The sequence below is a fragment of the Haloarchaeobius sp. FL176 genome (assembly GCF_024609245.1).
Classification (GTDB): Archaea; Halobacteriota; Halobacteria; order Halobacteriales; family Natrialbaceae; genus Haloarchaeobius.
The window spans coordinates 64,135-87,754 of record NZ_JANJYH010000004.1 but is presented as its reverse complement, the minus strand read 5'-3'; the positions used below and the strand labels follow the sequence as shown (position 1 = coordinate 87,754).

The window sequence follows — 23,620 nt, the reverse complement described above, 5'->3', positions numbered from 1 at the left end:
ACGCGACGACTGGTTCGGCCCCGGCCTACGCCACGGCCAGCTCCCGGTCGAACCAGCCGTCGACCAGCTGCAACAGGGCCGTCGCGAACTGCGAGCCGCTGCTCCAGAGGGCGTGCTCCTCGTCGAACTGCTCGACGCCGGCCCCGAGCACGCTGAGCAGGATTGCCTCCCCGTCGATGGTGAGCAGGCGCCCGCCCTCGATGTCCGTGACGTACGACCTGTCGAGCGACCAGGAGTCCACGCCCGGGAGCGACTCGGCGTGGGCCAGGACCTCCGGGTCACGGCTCACGACGACGACCCGAACGCCGTCTTCGGCGAGCCCAGCGAGCACGTCCCGAACCGTCTTGGGGAACAGTTCGACGGAGGCGGTACCGAAGACGACGCGGTCGTCGGCCTCGTCGAGCAACTGGACGACCCGGCGAGTCACGTTGTCGCGCCCCCGGAGGGTCCAGATATCCGCCGACGTGTCCGACTGGTCCTGGAGCGAGTGCTCGACGGCGGTGAGGTAGTCGAACGCCCGGCGCTCGTCGTCACGTCGCCGGTCCGACAGTCGCGCCCGTGCCTCGTCGGGTGCGACCGCCCGGTACTCGATGGGCGTGGCGTGTTGCTCCTCGATGAGCCCACGGTCCTCCAGCGACTCGGCGGTGGTGTACACCTGCGACCGGGGAACGTCGGAGCACCTGGCAATCTCCCGGGCGGTGCCCGAGCCCAGCTTCTGCAGGGCGACGAAGACGCCGGCCTCGTAGCTGGTCAGCCCGAGTCGTTCGAGTGCGTCGACCGCCTCGGACTCGGACACCATCGGCTCAGTCCTCCGCCTCCGGTGCGGTGGTCCCGACGGGTGCCGCGGTCTCCGACTCCGACTCGCCGATGTCCGGGTCGACGTACCGCGTCCAGACGACGAGCAGGCTCGGCAGCACCAGCACGCTCGCGAGGAACGCGTAGATGATCGTCAGCCCGGTGATGATACCGAACTGCTGGAGCGGCGGCAGGATGGCGAAGCTGAGCACCCCGAAGCCGCCGACCGTGGTGGCGGCCGAGCCGAGCAGCGCGCCGCCGGTGCCGGTGATGGTCGTCTCCATCGCGTCCCACATCGAGTCGGCGCGTTCGAGCTCCTGGTTGTAGCGCTCGGAGATGTGGATGCTGTAGGCGACGCCCAGCCCGACAGTCAGGCTGGTGATCATCCCCGTCATGATGTTGAACGGGATGTCGAGCAGCCACATCGTCCCGAGGATCCACGTGACGCTGAGCACGACCGGCACCAGCGTCACCGCCCCGAGGAGGGCGCTCCCCTCGGTGATGCGGTAGGTGAACATCAGGAACGCGAACACGGCGACGAGCGTGATGAGCAGACTCTCGATGACCGTATCGAGCAGCTGGTCGGAGACGATGTCGAACAGGATCGTCTGCCCGGTGGCGGTCGCGGTCAGCTCCGAGTCGGCCTCGATGCTGGCCGCGAGGGCGCGCATCTCGTCGGTCGTCTCGCCCATCGACGCGGTGCCCTGGACCGAGATGACCATCCGGACGGCCTCGTAGTCGCCACCGTCGGTCCGGTGGATGACTCCGGCCGCCTGGTCGGGCGCGACGGTGAACAGCTCGGCGTACACGGCGTCGACGTTCTGTTCGGGGACGCCGTCGCCGTCGGTGTCGGCGGCCGCGAGTGTCGCGTTGAACGTCTCGTTGTTCGCGGCGACCTGCTCCATCACCGAGAGCGGCCCGCGGATGTCGGCCTCACCGTTGGAGAGTACCTGCACGACGCCGCTGTCGCTCTCCTCTGCAGTCGTCTGTGCCTGTTGGAGCTGTTCGAGTGTCGCGGCCGACGCGACGTCGCCTTCGACGAGGAGTTGTGCCTGCGAGTCCTGCCGAAGGAAGTTCTCGTTGACGTAGTTGAGGTTCGCCTTGGCGTCGTACTCGCCGGGCTTGAACGGCTCGGGGAGGTCCTTCGTCCAGTCCGGCGGGTCCTCCGCGAGGAAGTCCTCCTGGTTGAACGTGGTGTCCACCTGGGTCGCGCCGTAGGCGCCGCCCGCGCTCAGCAGGACGGCGGCGATGATGACGATGTAGGGTGCCTTCCGCGCGGCGGTCTCACCGACGGAGAGGATCTGACTGAACCGGCCGCCACCGGTCCCGAAGGCCTCTTTCCGGCGGTCCCAGCCGAAGCGGTTCTCGAGCAGGCCGTCGACCTCGATCTTCAGTGCGGGCACGAGCAGCCCGAAGACGACGAGCGCGGCGCTGATGCCGATGGCGCTCGCGACGCCGAAGTCCTGAATCGGCGGGACCGGGCTCGTGAGGTTCGAGAGGAACCCGATGACGGTCGTCGCCGTCACCCAGACCAGCGCGATGCCGACGCCAGCGAGGGCGACACGCATCGCACCGGAGACGCTGCTGGGGGTGTTCTCGTTCTGCCGCTCCTCGCGGTGGCGCATGAAGATGTGGATCGCGTAGTCGATAGACAGCCCGATGAGCAACACCGGGACCGCGATCATGATCTGGTTGAACGAGATGCCCAGCCAGCCCATCGCACCGAACGTCCACGTCAGCACGACGCCGATGCCCGCCAGGCCGAGGAGGATGTCGATCACGTCCCTGTAGGCGACGGCGAGCGCGATGATGACGAACAGCAGCGCGAGCGGGCCGACGATGGCCAGCGAGTCGGTCATCGACCGGTTGATCTCGTCGGAGATCTTCCCGGTGCCGAAGACGATGACGTCGTCGGCCGCTACGTCGGCGTTCGCGGCGACCGTCTCCATCGCGAGCTGCGAGTCGACGAGCCGGTCAGAGGCGGCACCGGCCGACGCCTCGCTAGCCGTCGTCTGCGTCACGACGAGCATCGTCGCGTTCACGGAGGTTTCGCCGGGCTCGTAGTACGTCGGCATGAACGCGAAGGCCTGCCCGCCGGACTCGGAGCCGAGGACGAGTTCGATGGTGTCGTCGATCTCGGACTCGTTCATCGCCTGCAGCGTCTCGACCTGGCGGTCGAGCGTCGGGTTGCTCGCGTTCTGTAGCTCGGCGTTCAGCGACTTGAGTTCGGAACCGAGCGTCTTCAGCTCCTCGCCCTGCTCGCGGAGGTCAGCCTGCCGTTGCTGTAGCGTCTCCTGCTGGGACTGGAGCGCCTCGAACTGGTCGGCGAGGACGCCCTGGGTCCCGAGGCGGTAGGCGGCCTCGGCGGCGCTGCGGTTCTCCGCACTCCGGAGCTGCTCGGCCGCGCGCTCGAACGTCGCGTAGTCTTCGTCAGTAAACTCGACGGTGGTCGCCGAGCTGACGGACTCGAACTCCGTACGCACGGACGCGTTCGGGTTCGCACGGAGCGTGTCGAGCGCGGAACGGAGCTCCTCGGTCGTCGTGTTGAGCGTCGCACCGCGCTGTTCCAGCTCTGCACCGGCCTGCTGGAGCGCAGCGCGCTCCTCGGCGACGGTCCGGTTCAGCCGCTGGAACTCGGCGTTAGTGCGCCGGAGTTCGGCCCCGATGTCGGCCTGGATGGCCGCGGTCGCGACGATGTTCGGGATGCCGACGATGGCGTTCTGCTCGACGAGCGTCTCGTTTATCGTCCCGTTCCGCCTGAACTCCTGCTGGAGTTCGAGGACGTCGACCATCGTCTCCTTGTCGAGGACGTCGTCGTCCCGGACGATGAGTTGTGCCGACGTCGTGTTCTGATCGCCGGTGGAGAAGTTCTCGTTGATGTACGAGAGCTTCTTCGACTCCTCCGTATCGCTCTGGAACTGGTCGAGCGAGGACGACTGGTCGAGGTTCACCACACCGGCGCCGAAGGCGGCGGTGAGGAGTAGCATCACTGCGATGACGATGCGTGTGTGGTCGGTTATCGCTCCGACGAGCCGGTCGGTCCGACTCATCGGCACCCTCCGTCGGGTGGTGTCTGTAGGTTCGTACTGACGGTTTCCATCGACCCTGACTAACCAGTCAGTCCATATAAACGTGCTGCAACCGGCTGACTGACTGATTAGTCAACATCGGAAGTTCTATACTGACTGGGCAGTCAGTTACCATGCTGGCACTCCACCACACTGCCAGCTCACCGCCGACAGACACGTCCCGCACCCCACGTGTCGACCGGGAGCCGTCTCAAGCTCCCAGTTTCCTGCCTTTCGCTCCCGAGCAGCTCAGGCTTCGAGCCGGTCCACGTAGCCGAGGACAGCGTCCCGGAGTGACCTGGCGAACGTCTCGTCACCCGTGGAGACGCGGATGAACATCGTCCCGTAGATGAGTCCAACCAGCATCGCGGCCGTCTCGTCGACGTCGACGTCACGGAACGCGCCCGCCTCGATGCCGGCCTCGATGTACGCGGCGATGGTGTCGGAGAGGAACTCGTCGGTCCGGGTGAACTGCTCGCGGAACTCGTCCACGTACGGGGCCTGCGAGCGTAGTTCGACGAGCGCCACGTGGAAGTTCTCCGCCTCTTCGTCGAGCTCCGCCGGGAGCGTCCGCTCCAGCAGCCCGCGGAGCTGTGCGGGTGGCTCCGCGTCGGCGTCGGCGGAGAGGTCGTCAGCGAACCAGTCCAGCAGGTACCGGAGGAAGTCGACGAGCAGCTCCTCTTTCGTGTCGTAGTGGTAGAACAGCAGGGAGCGCGACTTCTCGAACTCGTCGGCGATGTCCTGGATGGTGAGATCGGCGTAGCCGTGCTGACAGAGCGCCCGGTAGGTCGCCTCCATGATGGCCGTCTTCGTGTCTGCGGACTCCCCGTCGCTACCTGTCATACATCACCCAACTCGTCGGACCGCGCGAAAGTATCTTCCGAACGGCTCCAGCCCGCGTCATCGTTCGGTCACCCCGCCTTCGACCGTCTCGAACTCGGTCGTGCACCACGGACAGAAGTCGAGCTCCGGGTCGATGGTCACGCCGCACGACGGGCAGTCGGGCGGGCTGTCGGCCTCCGGCGACGCGTCGACACGCATGAGCGCGAGCACGTACGCGTCGGCCGCGCAGACGGACGAGATCAGGACCAGCGGGCTCAATCGGAGCAGCGCGTCCGCGGACAGGAGTGCCCCACCGGACAGCGGGACGGTCGGGACGACCGCCGTGGCGACGGCTGCCCAGACGAGTAGCCAGCCGAACGCTCGGCGCCACCGCCCGAGATAGGCGTGGCCGAGGCCGACGGCGAGGCCGTCGAGCGCTGCCGCGAGCCACGGACGCGGAATCGTGTTTCGACTCACGGTACTAACTGACTGTTCAGTCAATATGGCTCTTGCGCCTCGAACGCCGCGGCGTGCTCACCACCGCGTGCGCTTCGCGAGCGCGAACGGGTACACCGGACCGCTATCGGCGTCACGGAGCATCAGCCCCGCTTCGGTGAGCGCCCAGCGCGTGTCGACGAGTTCGTCCACCAGCAGGACGGGACCGTCCTGCATCGGCCCCTGCACCTCGAAGACGCCCTCGACGTCCCAGCGCTTCTGGTAGGCGTTCTGCAGTTCCTCGGGCGGTGCGGTCGCCTCGACCTTCCGGAGGGCGGGGACGTACGGCACGCCCAGCCGCGCCGCGATGCGGGCGGCGAGGTCCTCGACACGGCCATCGCCCGAGAGCGACGGCACGGCCGTCACCCAGGCGGGTTCGGGATCGGGTTCCCACTCGTCCACGACGTGCGAGACGGCCGCGTCGACCACGTCGTCGCCGTAGTGCCCCTCGCGTTCGTACTGCTCGCACACCGTCTCGCCGAGGCCGGGGTCGCCGTAGTTACAGAGCGCGCGGCCGTCCGCCGGCTTGCGGTCCTCGTCGATCTTCGTCTTCCCGCCCTCGCGCCGAGGGATGTAGTAGCGCGGGGAGAGCTCGCTCCACGACTCGGCCTCGTAGTGCTCGACCGCGGCCTCGACGAGCGCCTCGTCCTGCGCGCTTCGCGGGAAGAAGTCGCCCGCGCAGTTCGCGCACTGCCCACACGGTTCGTCGAGCGAGCCGTCGAGCACGTCGTCGACGAACCGCGTGAGGCAGTCGTCCGTGGCGACGAAATCCTGAATCTGCCGCAGCTCGCGGTAGCGCTGGGCCGTGATGGACTCGATGCGCTCGTGGTCGTACGACCAGCGCTTGGTCGTGCGCTCGAAGCCGTCGTCGACCCGGAGCACCGCGTTCTCCACCCGGAGGATGTCCAGGCACTTCGACGCGACCTTCCACGAGACGTTCGCGCGCTGGAGTACCTCGTACTTGTACAGCGGCGCGTCGGCCTCCTCGATGGTCTCCAGCACGAGGTCGAACTCCGCGGGCGTCGGGAACGCCGATTCGATGAAGTACTCGGCGATGTCGTCGTCCGCCTCGCCCGAGAGCAAGACGGCGAAGGCCTCGTCGAGCCCGCGGCCCGCCCGCCCGATCTCCTGGTAGTACCGGATGAGGTTCGGCGGGCGCTGGAAGTGGACCACCCAGCCCAGGTCGGGCTTGTTGAACCCCATCCCGAGCGCGTTCGTCGCCACCAGCGCGTCGACCTCGTTCGCGAGGAGGGCGTCCTCCAGCTCGCTCCGTCGGTCGCCGTCCATGCCGCCGTGGTAGGGCTCGACGTCGAACCCCTGCCGGTTCAACCACGCCGCGACGACCTCGACCTCGTCGGTGGTCAGGCAGTAGACGATGCCCGAGGACGGGAGCCCGTGCAGGTTCTCCGCCAGCCAGGCGAGTCGGTCCGCCCGGGAGTCCAGCTCGACGGTCTGGATGCGCAGCGACTCCCGCACGAGGTCGCCCCGGACGACCCGGAGGTCGGGCACCTGTCCGGTCACGTCGTCGACCACCCGATCGTTCGCCGTCGCCGTCGTCGCCGCGACCGGGATGTGGTCCGGCAGCTCCTGCAGGATGCGTTTGATGCGCCGGTAGTCCGGCCGGAAGTCGTGCCCCCAGTCCGAGATGCAGTGCGCCTCGTCGACGACCAGCAGGCCGAACGCCTCGCGCATCTCGGCGAGCACCTCGGTCCGGAACTCCTGGTTCGCGAGGCGCTCGGGCGAGACGAGCAGGACGTCGCAGTCGCCGTCGACGACGCGCCGCTTCGCCTCGTCCCACTCGTCGGTGTTGTTCGAGTGAATGGTGTACGCGTCGAGGTCGAGCTGTGCGCTCGCGTCCTGTATCTGGTTGCGCATCAGCGCCAGCAGGGGGCTGACGATGAGCGTCGGTCCCGCGCCGCGCTCCCCGAGCAGCTTCGTGGCGATGAAGTACACCGTGCTCTTGCCCCAGCCGGTGCGCTGGACGAGCAGGAGCCGCTCCTGCTCGTTGACCAGTCCGTCGATGGCGTCCCACTGCTGGGGCCGGAACTCGGCGTCGGGACCGATGCTCCGTTCGAGCAGCGCCTGGGCCTCCGCTCTGGACACCTGGTCGGCGGGGGTGTTCACACCTCCTCTCTGCTCGGCGCCGCCCATAATCCTTCGGTGGCGGTGGGTGGGATGGGGGCGTCGTCCGGCTGTCGGCCTCGTGCCGTCGACCGGGCTCAGTCGTCGGCGGCCTGCGGCTCGACCGTCGGTTCCGGGGCCACCGCCACCGGCTCCGACATCGGCAGCCACTCCAGCTCGCCGTCGTACTCGAACGCGCGGTGGTCCTGCGTGGGGTCGACGACCGTCAGCGAGAGCCAGCCGTTGTCGAGCAGACCCGCCACGGTCGGGTTGTCGGCGAGCACGTCGGTGACGTGCTCGACGGGGGCGTGGACGACCGTCGAGAGCCGGAGCGGCTGGTGGTAGGGTTCGTCGTCCGTGGCGTACAGCGACTGCAGCGGCAGCCCGGACATGAGGTCGCCGCCGTTGCCCTGGTAGACGCCGACGTTGCCCACGGGGTTCTGGGTCACCTTCGAGCCGCTCCCGTAGGCCGCGTTGTCGACCGTCGCGAAGTAGTACTGCGCGTTGATCCACTGCGTGACGACGAGCGGGCCGGCCACGATGGCTTCGAGGGCGTCGCCGTTCGGGTCGGTCGACCAGTCGTAGGAGTGGAGGAACGACCGGCCGTCGAGGTCCAGATTCGCGGTCAGCTCGCGCGGGCCGACGACGAAGCCCGCGTTGCCGGCCAGCCCCCACTCGGGGCGGGTCTCCGCCCAGTCGGCGGCGCGGCGCTCGGTCTCGCGGACGCCCGCGTCGCCAGGCGCGCCCATGTCCGCGGCGCGCTCGGCCGCGGCGTTCGCCCGGGCGGTCGCGAGGTCCTCGCGGAGCCGTTCGAGGTCGGTGGCGTGGCTCTCGGGGACCGGACCGTCGAACAGCTCGACCTCGTCGGTCGTCGTGTTGTGCTCGCCGGCGACGAAGACGGTGTCCCCCGGAATCTCGATGCCGCGCTCGCGGAGTCCCGCCTGGACCGCCTCGTCGTTGCAGATGGCGGCGAGGACGCGGGCGTTCGGGCCGCCGGCGTTGCCGGCACAGGCCCCGCAGTCGAGGCTCGAGTCGAACGGGTTGTTCGCCGTCTCGCTGGCGTGGCCGGTGAAGACGACGAGCCGACCGAAGCGCTCCCAGCCCAGCAGCTCGAACGCGGTCGCGGCGTACTCGACCTTCTCTTCGTGGGTGAGTCCCTCCCGCAGCTCGTGGACCGAGTACGGGTTGTAGTCGACCGACGGTTCGCAGAACTCGTGCTCGTCGGGCACGCGCTCGTCGGCCGCGTCCAGCAGGTCGTGGACGCGCCCCGGCACGAGCGTCCGGGCGGCGAGCGCGGCCCCGTAGCCCGCCCCCGCGCTCTCGACGAAGCTGAAGGCGGTTGCGGCGTTGGACTGCAGGCGCTTGACCGCCGCCTTCCCCGCGGCCACGGCGGCGTGCCAGCTGTCGTGTGCGTCCTGCTCGTCGCCCCCGTCACCTGTGGGACGCTCCGCGATGCGGTGCTGGGCGTCGAGGATGGGCGGGCAGGCGTCGACGCTCACGTCGGAACCGTAGCCGGTGTACCGCATCGGCACGCCGAAGAAGCCGGCGTAGCCGTGGGTCTCGTAGTCGCCGGCGGCCTCGACGTGACGGCGAAGTATCTCGGAGCGGGTGTCGATGCAGAACACCAGCTGGGCGTCGGGACGCTCGCGGTCGGCGTCGTCGCGCTGGGAAGCGGCCTCGCTCGCGTCGCTGACCGCGTCGACCAGCTCGCCACGGTAGCTCGCCTCCCACGCGCGCAGCCAGACCTCTGGCAGGGGCAGGCCGGAACCGGGCGTCTCCGTCCCGCCCTCCGGGCCGTCGGACGTCTCCTCCGGGACCACGGGGGCGTCGAACAGGTCGACGAGCGTTAGCCGGACCGCCAGATACCCGGTCAGCGTGATGGGGGACGCCGTCTGCCAGGCGTCCCCGGCCGCGGCACGCTGCTTCAGGAAGCCCGTCCAGCCCGGCAGCGCCGCCAGCTGGAACTCGAAGATGTCGCGCCACTTGCTGACGGGGTAATCGGTCAGTACCTCGCGGACGGCGGCGACGGGGTCGGCGGGCCGGTCGGCGAACGCCGCCCCACCGGGGATGGCGTCGTCGTGGGGGGCAAGCTGCCGGACCGCCGCGTAGAACCCCTGCTCGCGGTTCGGCATCGGCCACTGCGCGCGCCCCTGGTCGAGGAACGCCGCCAGCCACTTCGTCAGGACAGCGTCGACCCGGTCGGTGGCCGTCTCCACGTCCGACGCCGGCGTCCCGACCGACCCGGCGGCGGCCAGCCGGTCGAGCGACGCCGCCGGGTCGTCGTCGTAGCCGTGTGCGGCCAGCTCCGACCGCAGCACCTCGGCGTCGATGTCGCCGCGCTCCCACGCGGCGCGGAACACGTCGGCGCCCGGGTAGCCGGTGCCGCCGAGCAGCTGCTCGGCGTCGGCGACGGCCTCGTGAAACGGCCGGTCCTCGAAGCCGGCGAGCGGGTTGGCGGTCACGAACGAGTGCAGCGGCCAGACCGAGCCGACCACGTCGGCCGCCGCGTCGATGCGCTCCTCGATTGCGGGTTCAGTACTCATTGTAGTCCTCCGTGTCGGTCAGCATGGTCTCGCGAGCCGGCTGCCCGGCGTTCAGCAGCGCCACGTAGAGGCGCTCGCTGTGGCGGTAGACGCCGGTCTCGACGGCGAGGTACGTCAGGCCGAACGCCACGGCGACGAGGCCGTGAACCGGTGTTAGGGCCACGGGGTCGCCGACCGCCGGGAGGCCGTGGAGCAGCCCCTCGACGACGCCGTACACCGCGGCGTAGACGGCAATGGCCGGCAGCGCGACGAGCGGGACGGACCCGTAGCGGACCACCGGCGGCACGTCAGACTGCCGGACGACTTCGCGGGCAGCCTGGAGCACCGTCAGGACGACGAGCCCCGCGAGCAGGAGCCCGCCGTCGAGCGCGGTCCCCTTCCCGGTGAGCACGGCGAACAGGCCGCCGCCGGCGAGCGCGGTGAGTGCGACGACTGCGACGCCGACCGGGCCGGTCGCGCCGTCGCGGCCGTCCACGGTCGGTGACGTGTGCTCGACGCGGTCCCCCGACGCGAGGAACTGGTAGGCCTTGTAGAAGCCGTGCAGGACCAGGTGGGTGATCGCGGCCCCGAAGAAGCCGAGGCCGGCCTGCACGAGCATGAAGCCCATCTGCCCGACCGTCGAGCAGCCGAGCTTACCCTTGATGTCCGTCTGGACGGTCTTCAGGAGCTTCCCGCCGAGCGCGCTGGCAACCCCGACGAGTACCACAGCGAGCATGACGGCCGCCTCGACGGTGACGACCGGGGCGAACCGCACCAGCAGGATGCCGCCCGCGTTGACGAAGCCGGCGTGCATCAGCGCCGACGCGGGCGTCGGTGCCGTCATCGACGAGAGCAGCCACCTGTGGAACGGGACGAGCGCGGACTGGACAGTCGCCGCCACCACGAGCGCGCCGGCTGCGAGGAGGACCACCGGCTGGGACGCGGTCGCGACCCCGTCGGCGAGAGCCGAGACGGTCGTCGCGCCGGTCTCCCACCACAGCGTCGCGAGTGCGACGCCGAGGAGCGCGCTGCTCGCCAGGAAGTACCGGCGGGCGAGTGCCCCGGCGGCCCGCGCCTGGGGCCACCCCTCGACGTGCCCGATGAGGTCGGCCATCAGGAGCCCCATCGCGAGCCAGGCGAGCCAGAACAGCACGAGGCTGTCCGCGGCGACGAGGAGCAGCACGACCAGCGTGAACGCGAACACGCGGCCGAAGAAGCGGTCGATGGTCTCGTTCCCGGCCATGTAGCGCCGCGCGTAGCTGTGGACGATGCCGCCGAAGAACGTGACCGCCGTCCAGAGCACGACGGTCAGGCCGTCGACCGCCACGACCCCGGCCAGTTCCCAGCCCTCGCCGCGCCACCACCGGGCGGCCAGCACGACGAGGCTCGCGGCCCATAGCAGCCACACGACTCGCGTCAGCGTCGCCGGGAGCCGTGCGCGCTCGTTCGTCGGGGTCTGTAGCTGTCCCACCGCCGTCGGCCGTTCGTCTCCTGTCATCGGTTGCTCCGTCGGTGACCGGCCCCACCGACGCGGAGTCGAATCCTCCCGCGTCGGCAGTCGGTCGTTCTACCCCACTCTACGAACGATATGGTTATTAAAACTTTCTAACCGACCAAAACGTTCTCGAAAACCAACTCCCATGAACATAATGGTCGTTCATGGGTGGTTGCTGGTTGGCGGCGAGGCGGCCCGTGACGGCGGAATTCACGGCTGGGTGAGAATCATACGCACAACTCCTGCGGGCGAACGGATGCGGTTACATTCCCTCTTGCATTCCCGAACTGTTCGCCTATCTCCGATGGGAAACCATATCGTTCCAGCGCCCCGCGGTCCCGACATGGAGACGCTCTCGGGGACCATCCTGGCGGGCGAGTCGTTCGAGCCGATACGGGGCCGCGTCGTCGTCGCGGACGGCCGCATCGACGCCGTCGAGGAGGCGCACGTCGACAGCGACGATATCGTCCTGCCGGCGTTCGTCAACGCCCACACGCACCTCGGCGACTCCGTGGCGAAGGACGCCGCCGTCGGCCTCTCGCTCGAGGCGGCGGTCGTCCCCCCGGATAGCCTGAAGCACCGCCGGCTTGCGGCCGCCAGCCACGAGGAACTCGTGACCGCGATGCGCCGGACGCTCCGGCACGTGGGACGGACCGGGACCGTCTCCTGTCTGGACTTCCGCGAGTTCGGCGTCGAGGGTGCCCGCGCGCTCTGCGAGGCCGCCGCGCCGCTCGCCGTCGAGCCCTTCATCTTCGGGAGCGACGAGGTGTCGGTGCTCGACGTCGCCGACGGCTACGGGGCGAGCGGCGCGAACGACGACGACTTCACCGACGAGCGCGCCACCGCCAGGGACCGCGGCGTCCCCTTCGCAATCCACGCCGGCGAGCCCGACGCGTCGGACATCCACCCCGCGCTCGACCTGGAGCCGGACCTGCTCGTCCACATGGTCCACGCCGGGCGCGAGCACCTCGACCGGGTCGCCGACCAGTCCGTCCCCGTCGTCGCCTGCCCGCGGACGAACGCCGTGCTCGATGTCGGGAGGGCACCGATGCGGGAACTGCTCGACCACACGACCGTCGCACTCGGCACCGACAACGTCATGCTGAACCCGCCGTCGATGCTCCGCGAGATGGCGTACACGGAGCGCGAGTTCGACGTGACCGTCCGGGAGGTGCTCCGGATGGCGACCACCGCTGGTGCCGAGATCGCGGGCCTCGACTGCGGCGTCGTCGCACCCGGGAAGCGGGCCGCACTGCTCGTGCTCGACGGCGACTCGGACAATCTGGCCGGCTCGGACGACCCGGTGGCGGCGGTCGTCCGCCGCGCGACGGAACTGGACGTGAAACGCGTCCTGCTCTAGTCGCGGGTCCCCGCCTGCTCGGGGTCGAAATTGCTGAACGGCTTCATCTCGTGACTGCGGACGAGCACTTCGTCCGCGACCGTCACACCCAGGTCCAGCAGCGCCTGCGCGACGGGGGTGATATCCTCGTCGGACTCGCCGACGGCGGTGACGAGCAGGTTCTGCTCCCCGGTGACCAGCTCCTGGACGGAGACGACGCCCTCGATCTCCATGATGTCCGGGAGCAACTCGCCACGCTCGGGGATGGACGCGGTGCAGAACAGCAGCATCCGGAGGGGGTAGCCCGACCGCTGGTAGTCCACGTCGGCGCTGTACCCCTTGATGATGCCCTCGGACTCGAGACGCTGGATGCGCTTGCGGACGGTGCTGTCGGAGGTACCAGTTCGCTCCGCGATGTCGCCCGACGACATGTTGCGGGCGTCCTCCTGGAGCGCGTACAGGATGGCACTGTCCACGTCGTCGATCTCGTCGTCGCTCATAGCCGTACTCCGGGGTACGGTCACTTTACCTTTGTACGTTGTTCGGGGCTGGTCGGCCGCGAGGAGGGGCCGCGATCCCCCGCTCAGTAGCCGCTGAGGTCGAACTCCGCCAGCTGGGTGAACGTCGTCATGCCCGAGCTGTGGGGCACCTCGTCGGTCCGGCCCTCCATCAGGAGCCAGAAGAGGACGCTCTCGCCCTGGATCGGCTCCCCGTCGACGTACTGGGCGGGGTGGTAGAAGCCGAGCTCTGCCTGCGCGTTGAGCACGCGCAGGGCCTCGCCGATCTCGTTCTCGTGCGGGCGGACGACGACGGCCTCCTGCGTGTCGTCGAGCGCCACGTCGATGGTCTCGCTCCCGTCGGGATTGGCAAAGCGGATGACGCTCTCCTCGTCGCCGACGTGGTAGAACTCCGACTCGGGCGTCGTCCACTCGTCGCCGTCGAACACCTTCGTCTCGACGCCGTCGGTCGTGCCGGGCGTCGGGACGGTGAGCCAGTTCTCGAGGTAGTACTGGGCGGGACCGGAGTTCTCCCGGTCGCGGTAGGAGTAGAACTCGGTGACGTAGCCCGGCCCCTGGCGCATCCAGACGGGCATGAACACGCCGTCCTCGTAGAACTGGTAGTTGATGTAGTAGTTGTACGGGGCGAAGCGGTGCCCGGAGTGGAAGTCACGGGCGTTCTCCACCGCGCCGGTGTGGTAGTGCGTACGGATGTTGAACCCGCTCGGCCGGCCGTCCTCGGCCGGGTACTCCGTCGAGCCGAGGATGCCCGGGCCGCCGAGGCTGAGGCTGTGGATGTCCCAGAACAGCAGCTCGCCGCTGAACACCGGCTCGTCGGTCGGGAACATGAACTCGCGCGTGTTCCGCCCGTTCCGCTCGGGGAGGTCGTACCCCGTGGAGGTGCTGAACGGCGCGGTGAGCGAGAACACCGGCGAGCCGTTGTAGCTCGCGCTCACCTCGGCACCGACGGTCCGCGGCCCGGACCACTCGACGCTCCAGCCGTCCTGCTCGATGGTGTTCGACGGCTCCTCGATGCGGTGGTAGCCGTTCGGGGCCGTGATCTGCGGGCGCTGGAGCATCGGCGGCACCGGCACCTCGCCGAGCACCGACTCCCCCGGCGGGTTCGTCTCCCGGGCGATCTCCATGATGGGGTGTTCGACGAAGTCCTCGACGACGTGGAGGTCGAGCAGTTCGAGCTCCTCGCCGGCGACGTGGATGAAGCCGCTGACGACGAACAGCTGGTCGCCGTCGTCCACGTAGTAGATGACGTTCGAGACCTCGCCGTGTGGGTAGTCCTCGTACCCGGTGATTATCTCCGCCGCCTTCACCATCGGGTACCAGTCGTTCCCCTCGAGGTGTTGCCAGACCTCGTCCCGGTCGAGGACGAAGTCGTGGCGCGCTCGCTGGGTCTCGTTCCAGCCCCCGCGGGCCCACGTCACGTCGATGGGGTCGGTGATGTGGAGCCCGAGCAGGTCGTCGGTCCGCCGGTCGACGAGCCCGTACGCCACCTGCCGGTCGGTGGCGGTCACCTCGAACTCGCCGGACTCGCGCCCGCCCTCGACGCTCATCCCGGTCGTCCCCTGCACGCTGACCGCGTCGAGCCGGTTCGTCAGCGGGTCGTACGCCTCGAAGGAGGCGACCCAGTCGCTGGCGAGGTCGTTGACCGCCGGGTCGGCGACCAGCGCCTCGACCGCCTGTCGCTTCCGGTAGGTCCACAGCTCCCGGAAGCCGAAGTCGCTGACGTCCCGTGGGCCGATGCGACGGGCGGAGGTGATGCGCTCGCCCGGCTCCGGCGGGTCCTCGGGCTCCTCGGTCGTGGTCGTGGTTGGCTCTGTCGTCGTCTCCCGGGCCGTCTGGGTGTCCATCGGGGTTTCCGTGTCGTCGCTTCCCGACGTGTTACACCCCGCGAGTGCGCCGCTCGCGGCGACGCTCAGGGCCGCGACGAACCTTCGCCTACTCGTCTCCTCGATCTGGTTACGGAGTCCGTCGTGTGTCATGGAGTAACACACTAGCCACCGACCTCCGACTGATAAATCCAGGTGACGGTTGAACGGTCGGACGACGTAAACCCGACGTTATACCTGTCAACTCGGCGTTGCTCTGTGGGAGCAACAGGCCGGACGGTCCAAACTTCTTTTAGGGTGCTCCCGGACCAGAGTACTATCTACCATGAGTATTGTTCACTACCGGCGCACCTTCGTCCGGAGCGCCTGCGTCGCGCTCGTCGGAAGCGTCGCCGGCTGTCTGGGCGGCGATTCGAGCAACGACGGGACGGACCAGCCCGACGCCACCACCGAACTCCCGGCGACGACGGCCCGCTCGACGACCGCCGACCCGGGCACCGAGACGGCCAGCCAGCCGACCGTCGAATCGTTCCTCTCGGAGACGAGCAACTTCGACGGCGTCGCCGACCGGACGGGCAGCGACGCCGTCGTCGTCGACGTCGGCGTCGAGGCCAACGGTGCCTTCTACGGGTTCGGCCCGGCCGCCGTCCGTGTCGACCAGGGGACCACCGTCACCTGGACGTGGACCGGCCAGGGCAGCATCCACAACGTCGCCGCCAGACACGGCGCGGCGTTCGCGAGCGAGCAGACCAGCGAGGAGGGCCACACCTTCGAGCACGTCTTCGACGAACCGGGGACGGTCCTGTACGTCTGTGAACCCCACGAGGGACTCGGTATGAAAGGCGCGGTCGTCGTGGTGTGACGCGCGGGCGCTGTTCCGACGATGCGGTCGGTACACCCACCACACCCGCCGCCCGTCTACCTGTTGTCCCGGCAATGTGTTCGCCGTTCGTGGCCCGTTAATCAGTGTAGTCCCCACTAGAGCCATGGCCACCACAGACGGGGCGACCGAAACACTCGGAACGATTCTGGACCGGGCCGAGACCGACCAGAAGACCGCCCGCGCAGTGAACGTCACTGACAGGGCGAACGCCGAGACGGTCTCGAACTACCTCTCGAAGCACGGCGTGGATCTCCACGTCGAGCAGACCGACAGCCAACGACCGACGGACGCCCTCCTCCTGGAGTCGGACGGGCAGTTCCTCGCGGGGAGTCCGCTGGGGCGCGTGGCCCGATACGCGAACGCCAGCGCCGGCGACCGGCAGCCGGACGACTCGCTGCCCGCAGTCGTGACACAGCTCGACGACACCCGCTTCGACAGCTACGACAAGCGGCGCATGGTGCTCGCCTCCCGCATCGTCGAGTTCCGCGCGTGGAACCACCGCGACGGCGAACTCCACGCCGGCTTCCAGCAGCTCTCGAAGGTGAACCTCCAGAAGAACGTCTACCGGAACCTCTCGACGGTCCCTCTGGACGTCCACGTCTACGGGGAGGCCGACTGGGACCGCCCTGACGACCTCGACATCCACGTCCACGCGAACGACAGCGAGGAAGTCAGCCGCCACTGGTGGGTGGTCTACGACGGCAACGGCCGCGACGAGGACAAGGCCACGCTCCTCGCCCAGGAGGTCGGCGACAACGAGTTCTTCGGATACTGGACGTACGACCCCGTCGTCGCCGACCGCGTCATCGACCGTCTCGAAGCCGTCCGCTGACGGCTCGGCGGTTGCTGCTGCCTCCCCCGTCAGGATAGATTCGAGGAGTTACAGTACTCGAGTGCCTGCCGGACGGCCTCCTTTCGCCCGATGAACGTCAGGTGGTCCCCGTGTGTCACGACGTCGTCCGCGCGCGGTAGTCGGTTGTTCTCGTCCCGCGTGATGAGCGCGAGGTGACAGTCCTCGGGGAGCTCCGCCTGGAGCTCCGAGACGGACGTCCCGACGATCTGGTCCGTCGTCACCTCGACCTCTTGGACGTCGCCCTCCCGGTCCAGTTCGGTCATCCAGCGCGCGATGCCGGGCCGCTCGATGACGTTGTCCATCGACCACGCGATGGACATCCCGCTGGATATCGCCTCGATATCGAGGTTCTCGAACGCCTCCACGTTGTCGGGGCTGTTGACGCGTGCGACGACGGTGTCGACGCCGAACCTGTTCTTCGCGAGCTGGCCGATGAGCAGGTTCGCCTCGTCGTTCGCGGTCGCTGCGGCGATGACCTTGGCGTTCCCCGCGCCGGTTTTCTCGAGTACCTCCCGTTGCGTTCCGTCTCCGTGCCGGGCGGAGAACCCGTCACGCCGGAGTCGCTCGACGGCCGTCTCGTCGGAATCGAGTATCAGGACCTCCTCGCCACGGTCTTCGAGTCGCTCGGCGAGGGCGCGTCCGACGCGTCCCCCACCGACGATTATCGCTCGCATCGGAATCACGTTCAGTCTCTGTGCGAGATGACGAGCTAGTCCGCCTTCAAACACGACGGTCGCGAAGATGACCAGGAACACCGCGCCCACGAGCGTCGTCGCGGCTTCCGGGTTCTCCGGCCGGAGTTCGAGTGCGAACAGCGTCGCGACGCTCGCCGGAATGATACCCCGCGGGCCGATCGCACTCAGGTAGAGGCGCTCCTCGACGGTGAACCGGTCACCGACCGTACAGAGCAACACGAGGGCGGGCCGGACGACCCCCGCGATGGCGACGACGGCGACGACCCCGCCGAGCCCGAGGGCGAGGAAGTCGTCGAGCGTCAGCAACGACGCCAGGGTGATGAACACGAACGTGAGGACGATGAGCGTGATGTCGCCTTTGAACTGCTCGATCTGTTCGCGGTACGGGAGCGAGACGTTCCCGAGGACGAAGCCGGCGGCGGCGACGGCGGCGATACCGGACTCGGAGCCGAGTTCGCCGGCCATACCCGCCTCCGCGGCGAGTATCTCGGCGAGCCCGTACGTCCCGATAGCCGCGATGAGGACGACGAGTCGGGCGTTCTGTGGCGCGTTCTCGACCGAGAGGCTCACGTGGTTGAGGAGGTACCAGACGGCGGCAGCGACGGCACAGCCGACCAGGATGCCGAGTCCGAGCCGCACCGTGAACTTCTGGACGAGCGTCGGGAGGCCGCTCGACCCGAGCAGCACGTACTCGAACATGACGAGCGCGAGGATGGCGGCAGTCACGTCGTTGACGACACCTTCGGTCTCCAGCGTGGTCGCGACCCGTTCACGGACCGGGACGACGTCCATGATCGGTGTGATCACGGTGGGGCCGGTCGCGACCAGCAGCGCCCCGATCAGCAGCGCCACGTCCCACGACGTACCGAGCGCGAACCGAACGACCAGCGCCGTCCCGACCAGCGAGAGCAACGCGCCGACGGTGACGAGCCTGAGCGTCTCCCTCGGGGCCTCACGCAGCCGGTTCACGTGGAGGTGGAACGCTCCCTCGAAGACGATTATCGCAACGCTCAGGCCGACGATAGCCGGCAGTGCGTCCCCGAAGATGTCCGGATCGACCAGCCCCAGTCCCTCCGGGCCGACCAGCACTCCCGAGACGATGAGAAAGAGCACACTCGGGACCTGCAGGCGGTCTGCGAGCACCTGTGCGGCGACGCCGATACCCATGATGGTGACGACGATCCGGATGATGTCGATGGCCACGCTCATACTTGACCACGACTGGCAGTCGTCCGGTCCCGGTGGGCAGTCATTGGCTTTCGGTGCCGGACACTGACGACGGGTGGCCTGAAAGGTGTTCGTGCTGTCGAGGTCGACGACGGAGGTGGCGGTCACGATGGGGCATCCGGGGGCGCCGGCTCACACGCCGTATCAGTCGGCCAGCCGCTCGACGAGGGCGTCGCGCACCGACCGGGGTGCCTCCTCCGCGCCGCGAGCCGTGACGACCCGGCCGCCGAACTGTTCGCAATCGCCAATCGAAGGGGTGCTGAGTTAGGAATAGAGAACAGCGTTCACCGGTTGGACGGCACACGACGCCACAACCCGGGGCACGAGGAGCGGTGGCCCGTCAGGCTTCCTGCGGAGCGAACACCGATTCGATCCGGTCACTCTGGCCCTTGTGGACGAAGATGGTGACGAGATCGCCCGATTCGAGCCGTGTTTCACCGTGTGGCGTGAGGATCTCGCCGTCGCGTTCGAGCGCGACGACGAGCAGCCCCTCCTCGAGGAGCCCATCGGCGTTCGCCTCTCGAAGCGTGGCTCCCGTAATCGGTGCCCTCTCTTGCACCGTGAGCTCGACGATTTCGGCGTCGCCGGCGAGACTCATGAAGTCGGTGACCGACGGCGAGTGTCGCGTCTCGGCCGGGCCGTACGGCTGATACGGCCGGAAGTGCTCGCGCTTGATGATGTCCTGGTCCTCGATCTCCACGCCCAGTTCGAGGATCGCATCCCCGATACGCGTGAGGTCTCGGGTGTCGTTCCCGATCGCTTTGATCTCCAGGTCGGCCTTCCCGGTCATGATCTCACGGATGTTCACGATGCCCGGTATCTGGAGGATCTGCTTCGCCAGCTTCGCGCGGTCGGCCGCCGCACTCGTACACTTGAACCGGTTCGTGAGCATCCCCTCCGCCCGTTCGTAGTCGATGTCGGCGTGGTAGCCCCTGATGATACCTCGCTCCTCCAACTGGTTGATCCGGTTCCGGATCGTCCCCGCGGACACGTTCACCTCCTCCGCGATGTCCGGCGCTGAGGTGTCACGCGCTTCGAGTGCCAGATGATAGAGGATTCGCTTGTCGATTTCATCCAGCCGGTAGTCCATACCGTACCCGTTGGGTCCGTGCTGGCAAACCGTTTCTGTTTACGCTTCCTGCCGTCGGTTCCTGACCCACTTGTAGGGAAGATAGCCGGCGAACGCCAGCAGGTAGAGCACGACGAGCACGACCGACACGGGTTCCCGGCCGACGACGGCGATGACTCCGATGAGCGGCGGGCCACCGAGGAGGAGCGTATCGAACACCGGGTCGTCCGGTCCGGAGTCGAAGACGTGGTGGAGCACGGGGAGCTCGTCGACTCTCATCGGTACAGCCCTCCACGGGTGAACAACGCTCTGAGCAACACGAGGACTGGGATGATCTCCAGTCGCCCGATCCACATGTTGAACAGGAAGAAGAGCTTCCCGACCGTCGGCATGCCCGGACCGGTGATACCGGACGAGAGGCCGACGTTCCCCTGGGCGCTCGCGACCTCGAAGACGACGTTCTCCAGCGTGTACTGGCTCTCGGGCAGGACCAGCAGGAGGACGAACGTGGTCATGGCGAGGAACACGAACCAGAGCACCGAGATGATGGCTGCCTCCCCCAGCTCGCGGTTCGCCTCCTCCTCGGTGAGCCGCCTGTCGTCGATGTCGAGCCGTCGGACCGCCGTATCGGGGACGAACACGTCCATTATCCGGTACCGAATCCCCTTCACGAGCGTCGCGAGTCGGATGAGCTTGATGCCGCCGACGGTCGAGCCGGCTGCGGCTCCGACGACCATCCCGAACGTGACGGTCAACTGTGCCTGTGTCGACCACTTCCCGAGGGCGACGTTCGTCGCGTCGACCGCGGTCTGGAACCCGGTACAGGACATCGCGGAGACGAACTGGAACAGCCCGTACCGCACGGCGTCGAACAGGGAGCTGTAGGTGCCACTCGCGTACAGCATCGCCGAGAGCAGCGCCGAGCCGAGCCCGAAGAAGCCGAACACCCATCGCGTCTGGAGGTCGGTGTAGAGGTTTTTCAGGTCGCCCTGCAGTATCAGGTAGTGGATGGGGAAGGCGATACTGCCGAGGACCATCACGGGAACTAGCGCGAAGTCGATCACGGCGCTCTCGTAGGTCGCGATGGAGTTGTCCGTGATGGAGAACCCACCGGTGGCGAGCCCGGTCATCGCGTGGTTGATCGCTCCCCACAGCGGCATCCCGGCCAGCCAGAGGACGAGTATCGAGACGAACGTGAACAGCAGGAAGATCCACCAGATGGTCCGGACCGTCGAGACGATGCTCGGGTGTATCTTCTCCGACCGGGCCTCGCTCTCGTACAGCGTCAGCGAGCCGCTCCCCGGGCGGGCGAGAATCGCCGTCGTCAGGACGATGACGCCGACACCACCGACCCACTCGATGAACGTTCGCCACCACTGCAGTGTCCGTGGCAGTGCCGACTCGTCGTCGGTCATCGTCAGACCGGTCCCGGTGAACCCGCTCATCGACTCGAACACCGCGTTGAGCGGTTCTCTGAACGCGCCGACGGTCGACGCGGCGCGGCCGCTCAGCGCCGGCGGGTCCAGAAGCATCGGGTCGAGAGCGATGGTCCAGGCGATGAGGAAGAACGGGAGCGAGCCGAACAGCGCGACGGAGAACCAGCCGGCCGCCGCGACCATCATCCCGTGAAGTTTCCCCGGGTCCGACGCGTCTCGGAAGGCGTGGGTGAGCAGCCGACCGCTCGCGAACGTGACGAGTGCGGAGAGCAGGAGCGCTGGCAGCACGTAGTACTCTCCCCAGACCAGCGCGACGAGGATCGTGATCCGTACCAGTCCGGAGAGCGCCTGGAGCATGCGGCCGACGTCGCGCCCGACAGGTGCGTACGACACGTTCATCTCTCGTATCCGGGAGTCCGTCTCGTCCGATATCCACGCGCGTCAGTCCACATCACGTCCGGTCCTCGTCGTGGCCGAAGATGTCCGTGACCGCCGGGTCGGCCCCGACACCAGAGTACACCGTGAGGAGGTCACCGGCCTCTATCGTGGTGTTCCCCCGCGGCGTTATCGGGTGCCCTTCCCCGTTCCGTTCGATCGCCACGACGAGCATATCGTCGTCGAGGAGACCCGAGGCGGCGGCTTCGTTCAGTGTCTTCCCCGAAATCGGGGCGTCCGGCGTCACCTCTATCTCGAACACCTCCGCCTCCTCGCCGATCCGCATGAAGTCGACGATGGCGGGGCGGGCAACGGCCCGGTAGAGGTACTCCGCGATGAGCTGCTGGGGGTTCTGCATCGTGTTCACGCCGATCTGGCGGAACAGCCCCATGTGCTCGGGGTTGTGGACGACGGAGAGGATGGCCGGGATGTCGAACTCCTTGGCGAGGAGACACACCATGATGTTCGTCGCGTCCTGGTCCGTCGTCGAGATGATCGCGTCGGCCTGCTCCCCTCCAGCGTCGCTGATCGTCTCCTTCGTGGTCGCGTCGGCGTTGAGGACGAGACAGTCGTGCTCGCCCGCGACGTGCTCGGCCTTGTCGGGGTCGCGCTCGATGACGACGACCTCGTTCCCCGACCGAGTCGCGATGTCGATCAGTGGCGTTCCGATGTCTCCCGCCCCGACGATGATGATGTACATGGCTGGTTACTGGGCACCCCAAGCCAGCCGGTTTCGGAGTACTCGTCGCCCCGGTGGACCTGAAATATTCGAGTCTATGATCGTCGTCGACCGAACTCTACGAGCCATCTGTCTGTCCCGGTGTGAATCCCGGAGAGACTTAACCTATCTGTTTCTTACCCGTGTTGTTTGATGAATGCGCAACAATTCGGGATCTAATTACGGTCATGAAAGCAGAGGTAGTTCTATATGTCCGTACCGAAAACACCTGGCCGATGAGTGACTCACCGGACAGCCGGGAGCGTCCGTTGATCGGCAGTGGAGCGAGCGCGTCGAAGCGACGGACGCTGTACCCGTTCTTTCAGCGGGAGTCCGAGACCGTTCTCTCTATCGCTGGGGCAATTGCGACGGCGCTGGACACGGAACTACTGATCGGTGAGGTCGAAAGCGGGACCGACACCCCGACGTACGAGACGAGTCGTGACGTGGCGGAGACGGTCCTGCACGCACGGAACAAACTTTTGGGCGACCTCGACGTACTCGGCCAGACCCTCACAGGGCCGAGTCCCATCGAGACGGTCGACACGGCGACGGCGCGGTTCCACGTCAATACCATCGTGCTCGGGGACGATACGTCGGAGCGGTTGGAGGCCCAGATCGCGAAGTGCACGGGCTGTGATACGGTCGTCGTCAGCGAGAGCCCCGAATCCGGGTCTGTCGCGTCGATACTCGTCCCGATCGCTGGGGGGGAGCACTCCGGAGCCGCCGTGGACGTCGCCAGTGCGGTCGCTGCAGCCACCGGGGCGTGGCTCGAACTCGTGCACGTCCTCGAACCGAGCGACGCCAGGCTGAGTCGCCCGGAAGCGACGGCGCTGCTCGAAGCGGGCGCAGCACGAGTGCCGGACACGGTCGACGTGGACACCCGTATCATCGACGACGACGACGTCACGTCGGAGATAATCGAGCAATCGGGCTATCACGACGTGACGGTCATCGGCGCACCGCAGAAGGGTCGATTACGACGCTTCGTATTCGGGTCGACAACGGCCACGATCCGCGAGGAGGCACCGAACACGGTCGCGATGGCTCGGAAGGGCTCCGACCCGGAGCGCAGTCTGTTCGCGGGACCGCTCGACCGGTAGGGGCAATCGAATCCCGATGTCTCTACCGGACAGGCTCGGAGAGGCCGCTACTCACCCGGGGGCTCGGACGGCGTCGCCCCGCCCGACGACTCGCTGCGTGCCCCGTAGCCGAGACGGCGGACGACGAGCGGTGGCGCGAGCCCGGCGAACCCGGTCGGGGGCGACATCAGGGCTTCCGTGAACGATGTCGACGGCGACCACCG

Annotated in this window: 18 protein-coding genes; 4 read left to right on the top strand and 14 right to left on the bottom strand. The window is 67.9% G+C overall.

Annotated elements, in window-relative coordinates:
• Positions 1 to 25: 25 nt before the first annotated feature.
• The 7 genes from NO978_RS08975 to NO978_RS08945 form a co-directional block, all read right to left on the bottom strand.
• Complete coding sequence (locus tag NO978_RS08975; protein WP_257299250.1) at positions 26 to 799, bottom strand: TrmB family transcriptional regulator; 774 nt, start codon at positions 797 to 799, stop codon at positions 26 to 28.
• A 4-nt stretch (positions 800 to 803) separates the two neighbouring features.
• On the bottom strand, positions 804 to 3,845 hold the full coding sequence (locus tag NO978_RS08970; RefSeq protein ID WP_257299249.1) for an MMPL family transporter: 3,042 nt from the start codon (positions 3,843 to 3,845) through the stop codon (positions 804 to 806).
• Positions 3,846 to 4,112: 267 nt separating this feature from the next.
• Entirely contained in the window at positions 4,113 to 4,706 is a 594-nt protein-coding gene (locus tag NO978_RS08965) for a TetR/AcrR family transcriptional regulator (RefSeq protein ID WP_257299248.1), read from the bottom strand.
• A gap of 57 nt (positions 4,707 to 4,763) precedes the next feature.
• Complete coding sequence (locus NO978_RS08960) at positions 4,764 to 5,162, bottom strand: zinc ribbon domain-containing protein (RefSeq protein WP_257299247.1); 399 nt, start codon at positions 5,160 to 5,162, stop codon at positions 4,764 to 4,766.
• A 57-nt stretch (positions 5,163 to 5,219) separates the two neighbouring features.
• Positions 5,220 to 7,304, bottom strand: coding sequence for a RecQ family ATP-dependent DNA helicase (locus NO978_RS08955; RefSeq protein ID WP_257299245.1), 2,085 nt, complete (start codon positions 7,302 to 7,304; stop codon positions 5,220 to 5,222).
• Between the two features lie 95 nt (positions 7,305 to 7,399).
• Positions 7,400 to 9,844 carry a DUF2309 domain-containing protein gene (locus tag NO978_RS08950; protein WP_257299244.1) on the bottom strand — a complete coding sequence of 815 codons (2,445 nt, stop codon included), beginning with the start codon at positions 9,842 to 9,844 and terminating at the stop codon, positions 7,400 to 7,402.
• A complete protein-coding gene (locus NO978_RS08945; RefSeq protein WP_257299242.1) occupies positions 9,834 to 11,321 on the bottom strand; it encodes a proton-conducting transporter membrane subunit in 1,488 nt (495 codons plus the stop codon). The genes NO978_RS08950 and NO978_RS08945 overlap by 11 nt, the downstream gene beginning before the upstream one ends.
• Before the next feature lie 340 nt (positions 11,322 to 11,661).
• Here NO978_RS08945 and NO978_RS08940 point away from each other — a divergent pair, with 340 nt between their 5' ends.
• Positions 11,662 to 12,678: an amidohydrolase family protein gene (locus tag NO978_RS08940; RefSeq protein WP_257299240.1), complete on the top strand. Its 1,017-nt coding sequence runs from the start codon at positions 11,662 to 11,664 to the stop codon at positions 12,676 to 12,678.
• Here the strand turns inward: NO978_RS08940 and NO978_RS08935 are convergent.
• Both NO978_RS08935 and NO978_RS08930 read right to left on the bottom strand, forming a co-directional pair.
• On the bottom strand, positions 12,675 to 13,157 hold the full coding sequence (locus tag NO978_RS08935; protein ID WP_257299238.1) for an Lrp/AsnC family transcriptional regulator: 483 nt from the start codon (positions 13,155 to 13,157) through the stop codon (positions 12,675 to 12,677). The genes NO978_RS08940 and NO978_RS08935 overlap by 4 nt on opposite strands.
• Positions 13,158 to 13,240: 83 nt before the next feature.
• The gene (locus tag NO978_RS08930) at positions 13,241 to 15,151 is read right to left on the bottom strand and encodes a hypothetical protein (RefSeq protein WP_257299237.1); all 1,911 of its coding nucleotides are present in this window, start codon (positions 15,149 to 15,151) and stop codon (positions 13,241 to 13,243) included.
• A 172-nt stretch (positions 15,152 to 15,323) separates the two neighbouring features.
• Here NO978_RS08930 and NO978_RS08925 point away from each other — a divergent pair, with 172 nt between their 5' ends.
• Together NO978_RS08925 and NO978_RS08920 are read left to right on the top strand one after the other, a co-directional pair.
• The gene (locus NO978_RS08925) at positions 15,324 to 15,860 is read left to right on the top strand and encodes a halocyanin domain-containing protein (protein ID WP_257299236.1); all 537 of its coding nucleotides are present in this window, start codon (positions 15,324 to 15,326) and stop codon (positions 15,858 to 15,860) included.
• Positions 15,861 to 15,984: 124 nt separating this feature from the next.
• On the top strand, positions 15,985 to 16,713 hold the full coding sequence (locus tag NO978_RS08920) for a DICT sensory domain-containing protein (protein ID WP_257299234.1): 729 nt from the start codon (positions 15,985 to 15,987) through the stop codon (positions 16,711 to 16,713).
• 29 nt (positions 16,714 to 16,742) lie between these two features.
• On the opposite strand, the gene NO978_RS08915 is transcribed toward NO978_RS08920, so the two are convergent.
• From NO978_RS08915 to NO978_RS08895, 5 genes are all read right to left on the bottom strand, one after another.
• Positions 16,743 to 18,638 (bottom strand): cation:proton antiporter, encoded by a 1,896-nt coding sequence (locus tag NO978_RS08915; RefSeq protein WP_257299233.1) that lies wholly within the window; start codon positions 18,636 to 18,638, stop codon positions 16,743 to 16,745.
• A 358-nt stretch (positions 18,639 to 18,996) separates the two neighbouring features.
• Positions 18,997 to 19,746, bottom strand: coding sequence for an Lrp/AsnC family transcriptional regulator (locus NO978_RS08910; protein WP_257299232.1), 750 nt, complete (start codon positions 19,744 to 19,746; stop codon positions 18,997 to 18,999).
• Positions 19,747 to 19,785: 39 nt separating this feature from the next.
• Positions 19,786 to 20,004, bottom strand: a complete 219-nt coding sequence (locus NO978_RS08905) for a hypothetical protein (protein WP_257299231.1) — start codon at positions 20,002 to 20,004, stop codon at positions 19,786 to 19,788.
• Positions 20,001 to 21,560 (bottom strand): TrkH family potassium uptake protein, encoded by a 1,560-nt coding sequence (locus NO978_RS08900; protein WP_257299230.1) that lies wholly within the window; start codon positions 21,558 to 21,560, stop codon positions 20,001 to 20,003. Before NO978_RS08900 ends, NO978_RS08905 begins: the two co-directional genes overlap by 4 nt.
• 52 nt (positions 21,561 to 21,612) lie before the next feature.
• Entirely contained in the window at positions 21,613 to 22,296 is a 684-nt protein-coding gene (locus NO978_RS08895; protein WP_257299229.1) for a TrkA family potassium uptake protein, read from the bottom strand.
• A 254-nt stretch (positions 22,297 to 22,550) separates the two neighbouring features.
• On the opposite strand from NO978_RS08895, the gene NO978_RS08890 reads away from it, so the two are divergent.
• Positions 22,551 to 23,417 carry a universal stress protein gene (locus NO978_RS08890; RefSeq protein ID WP_257299228.1) on the top strand — a complete coding sequence of 289 codons (867 nt, stop codon included), beginning with the start codon at positions 22,551 to 22,553 and terminating at the stop codon, positions 23,415 to 23,417.
• Positions 23,418 to 23,620: the final 203 nt, after the last annotated feature.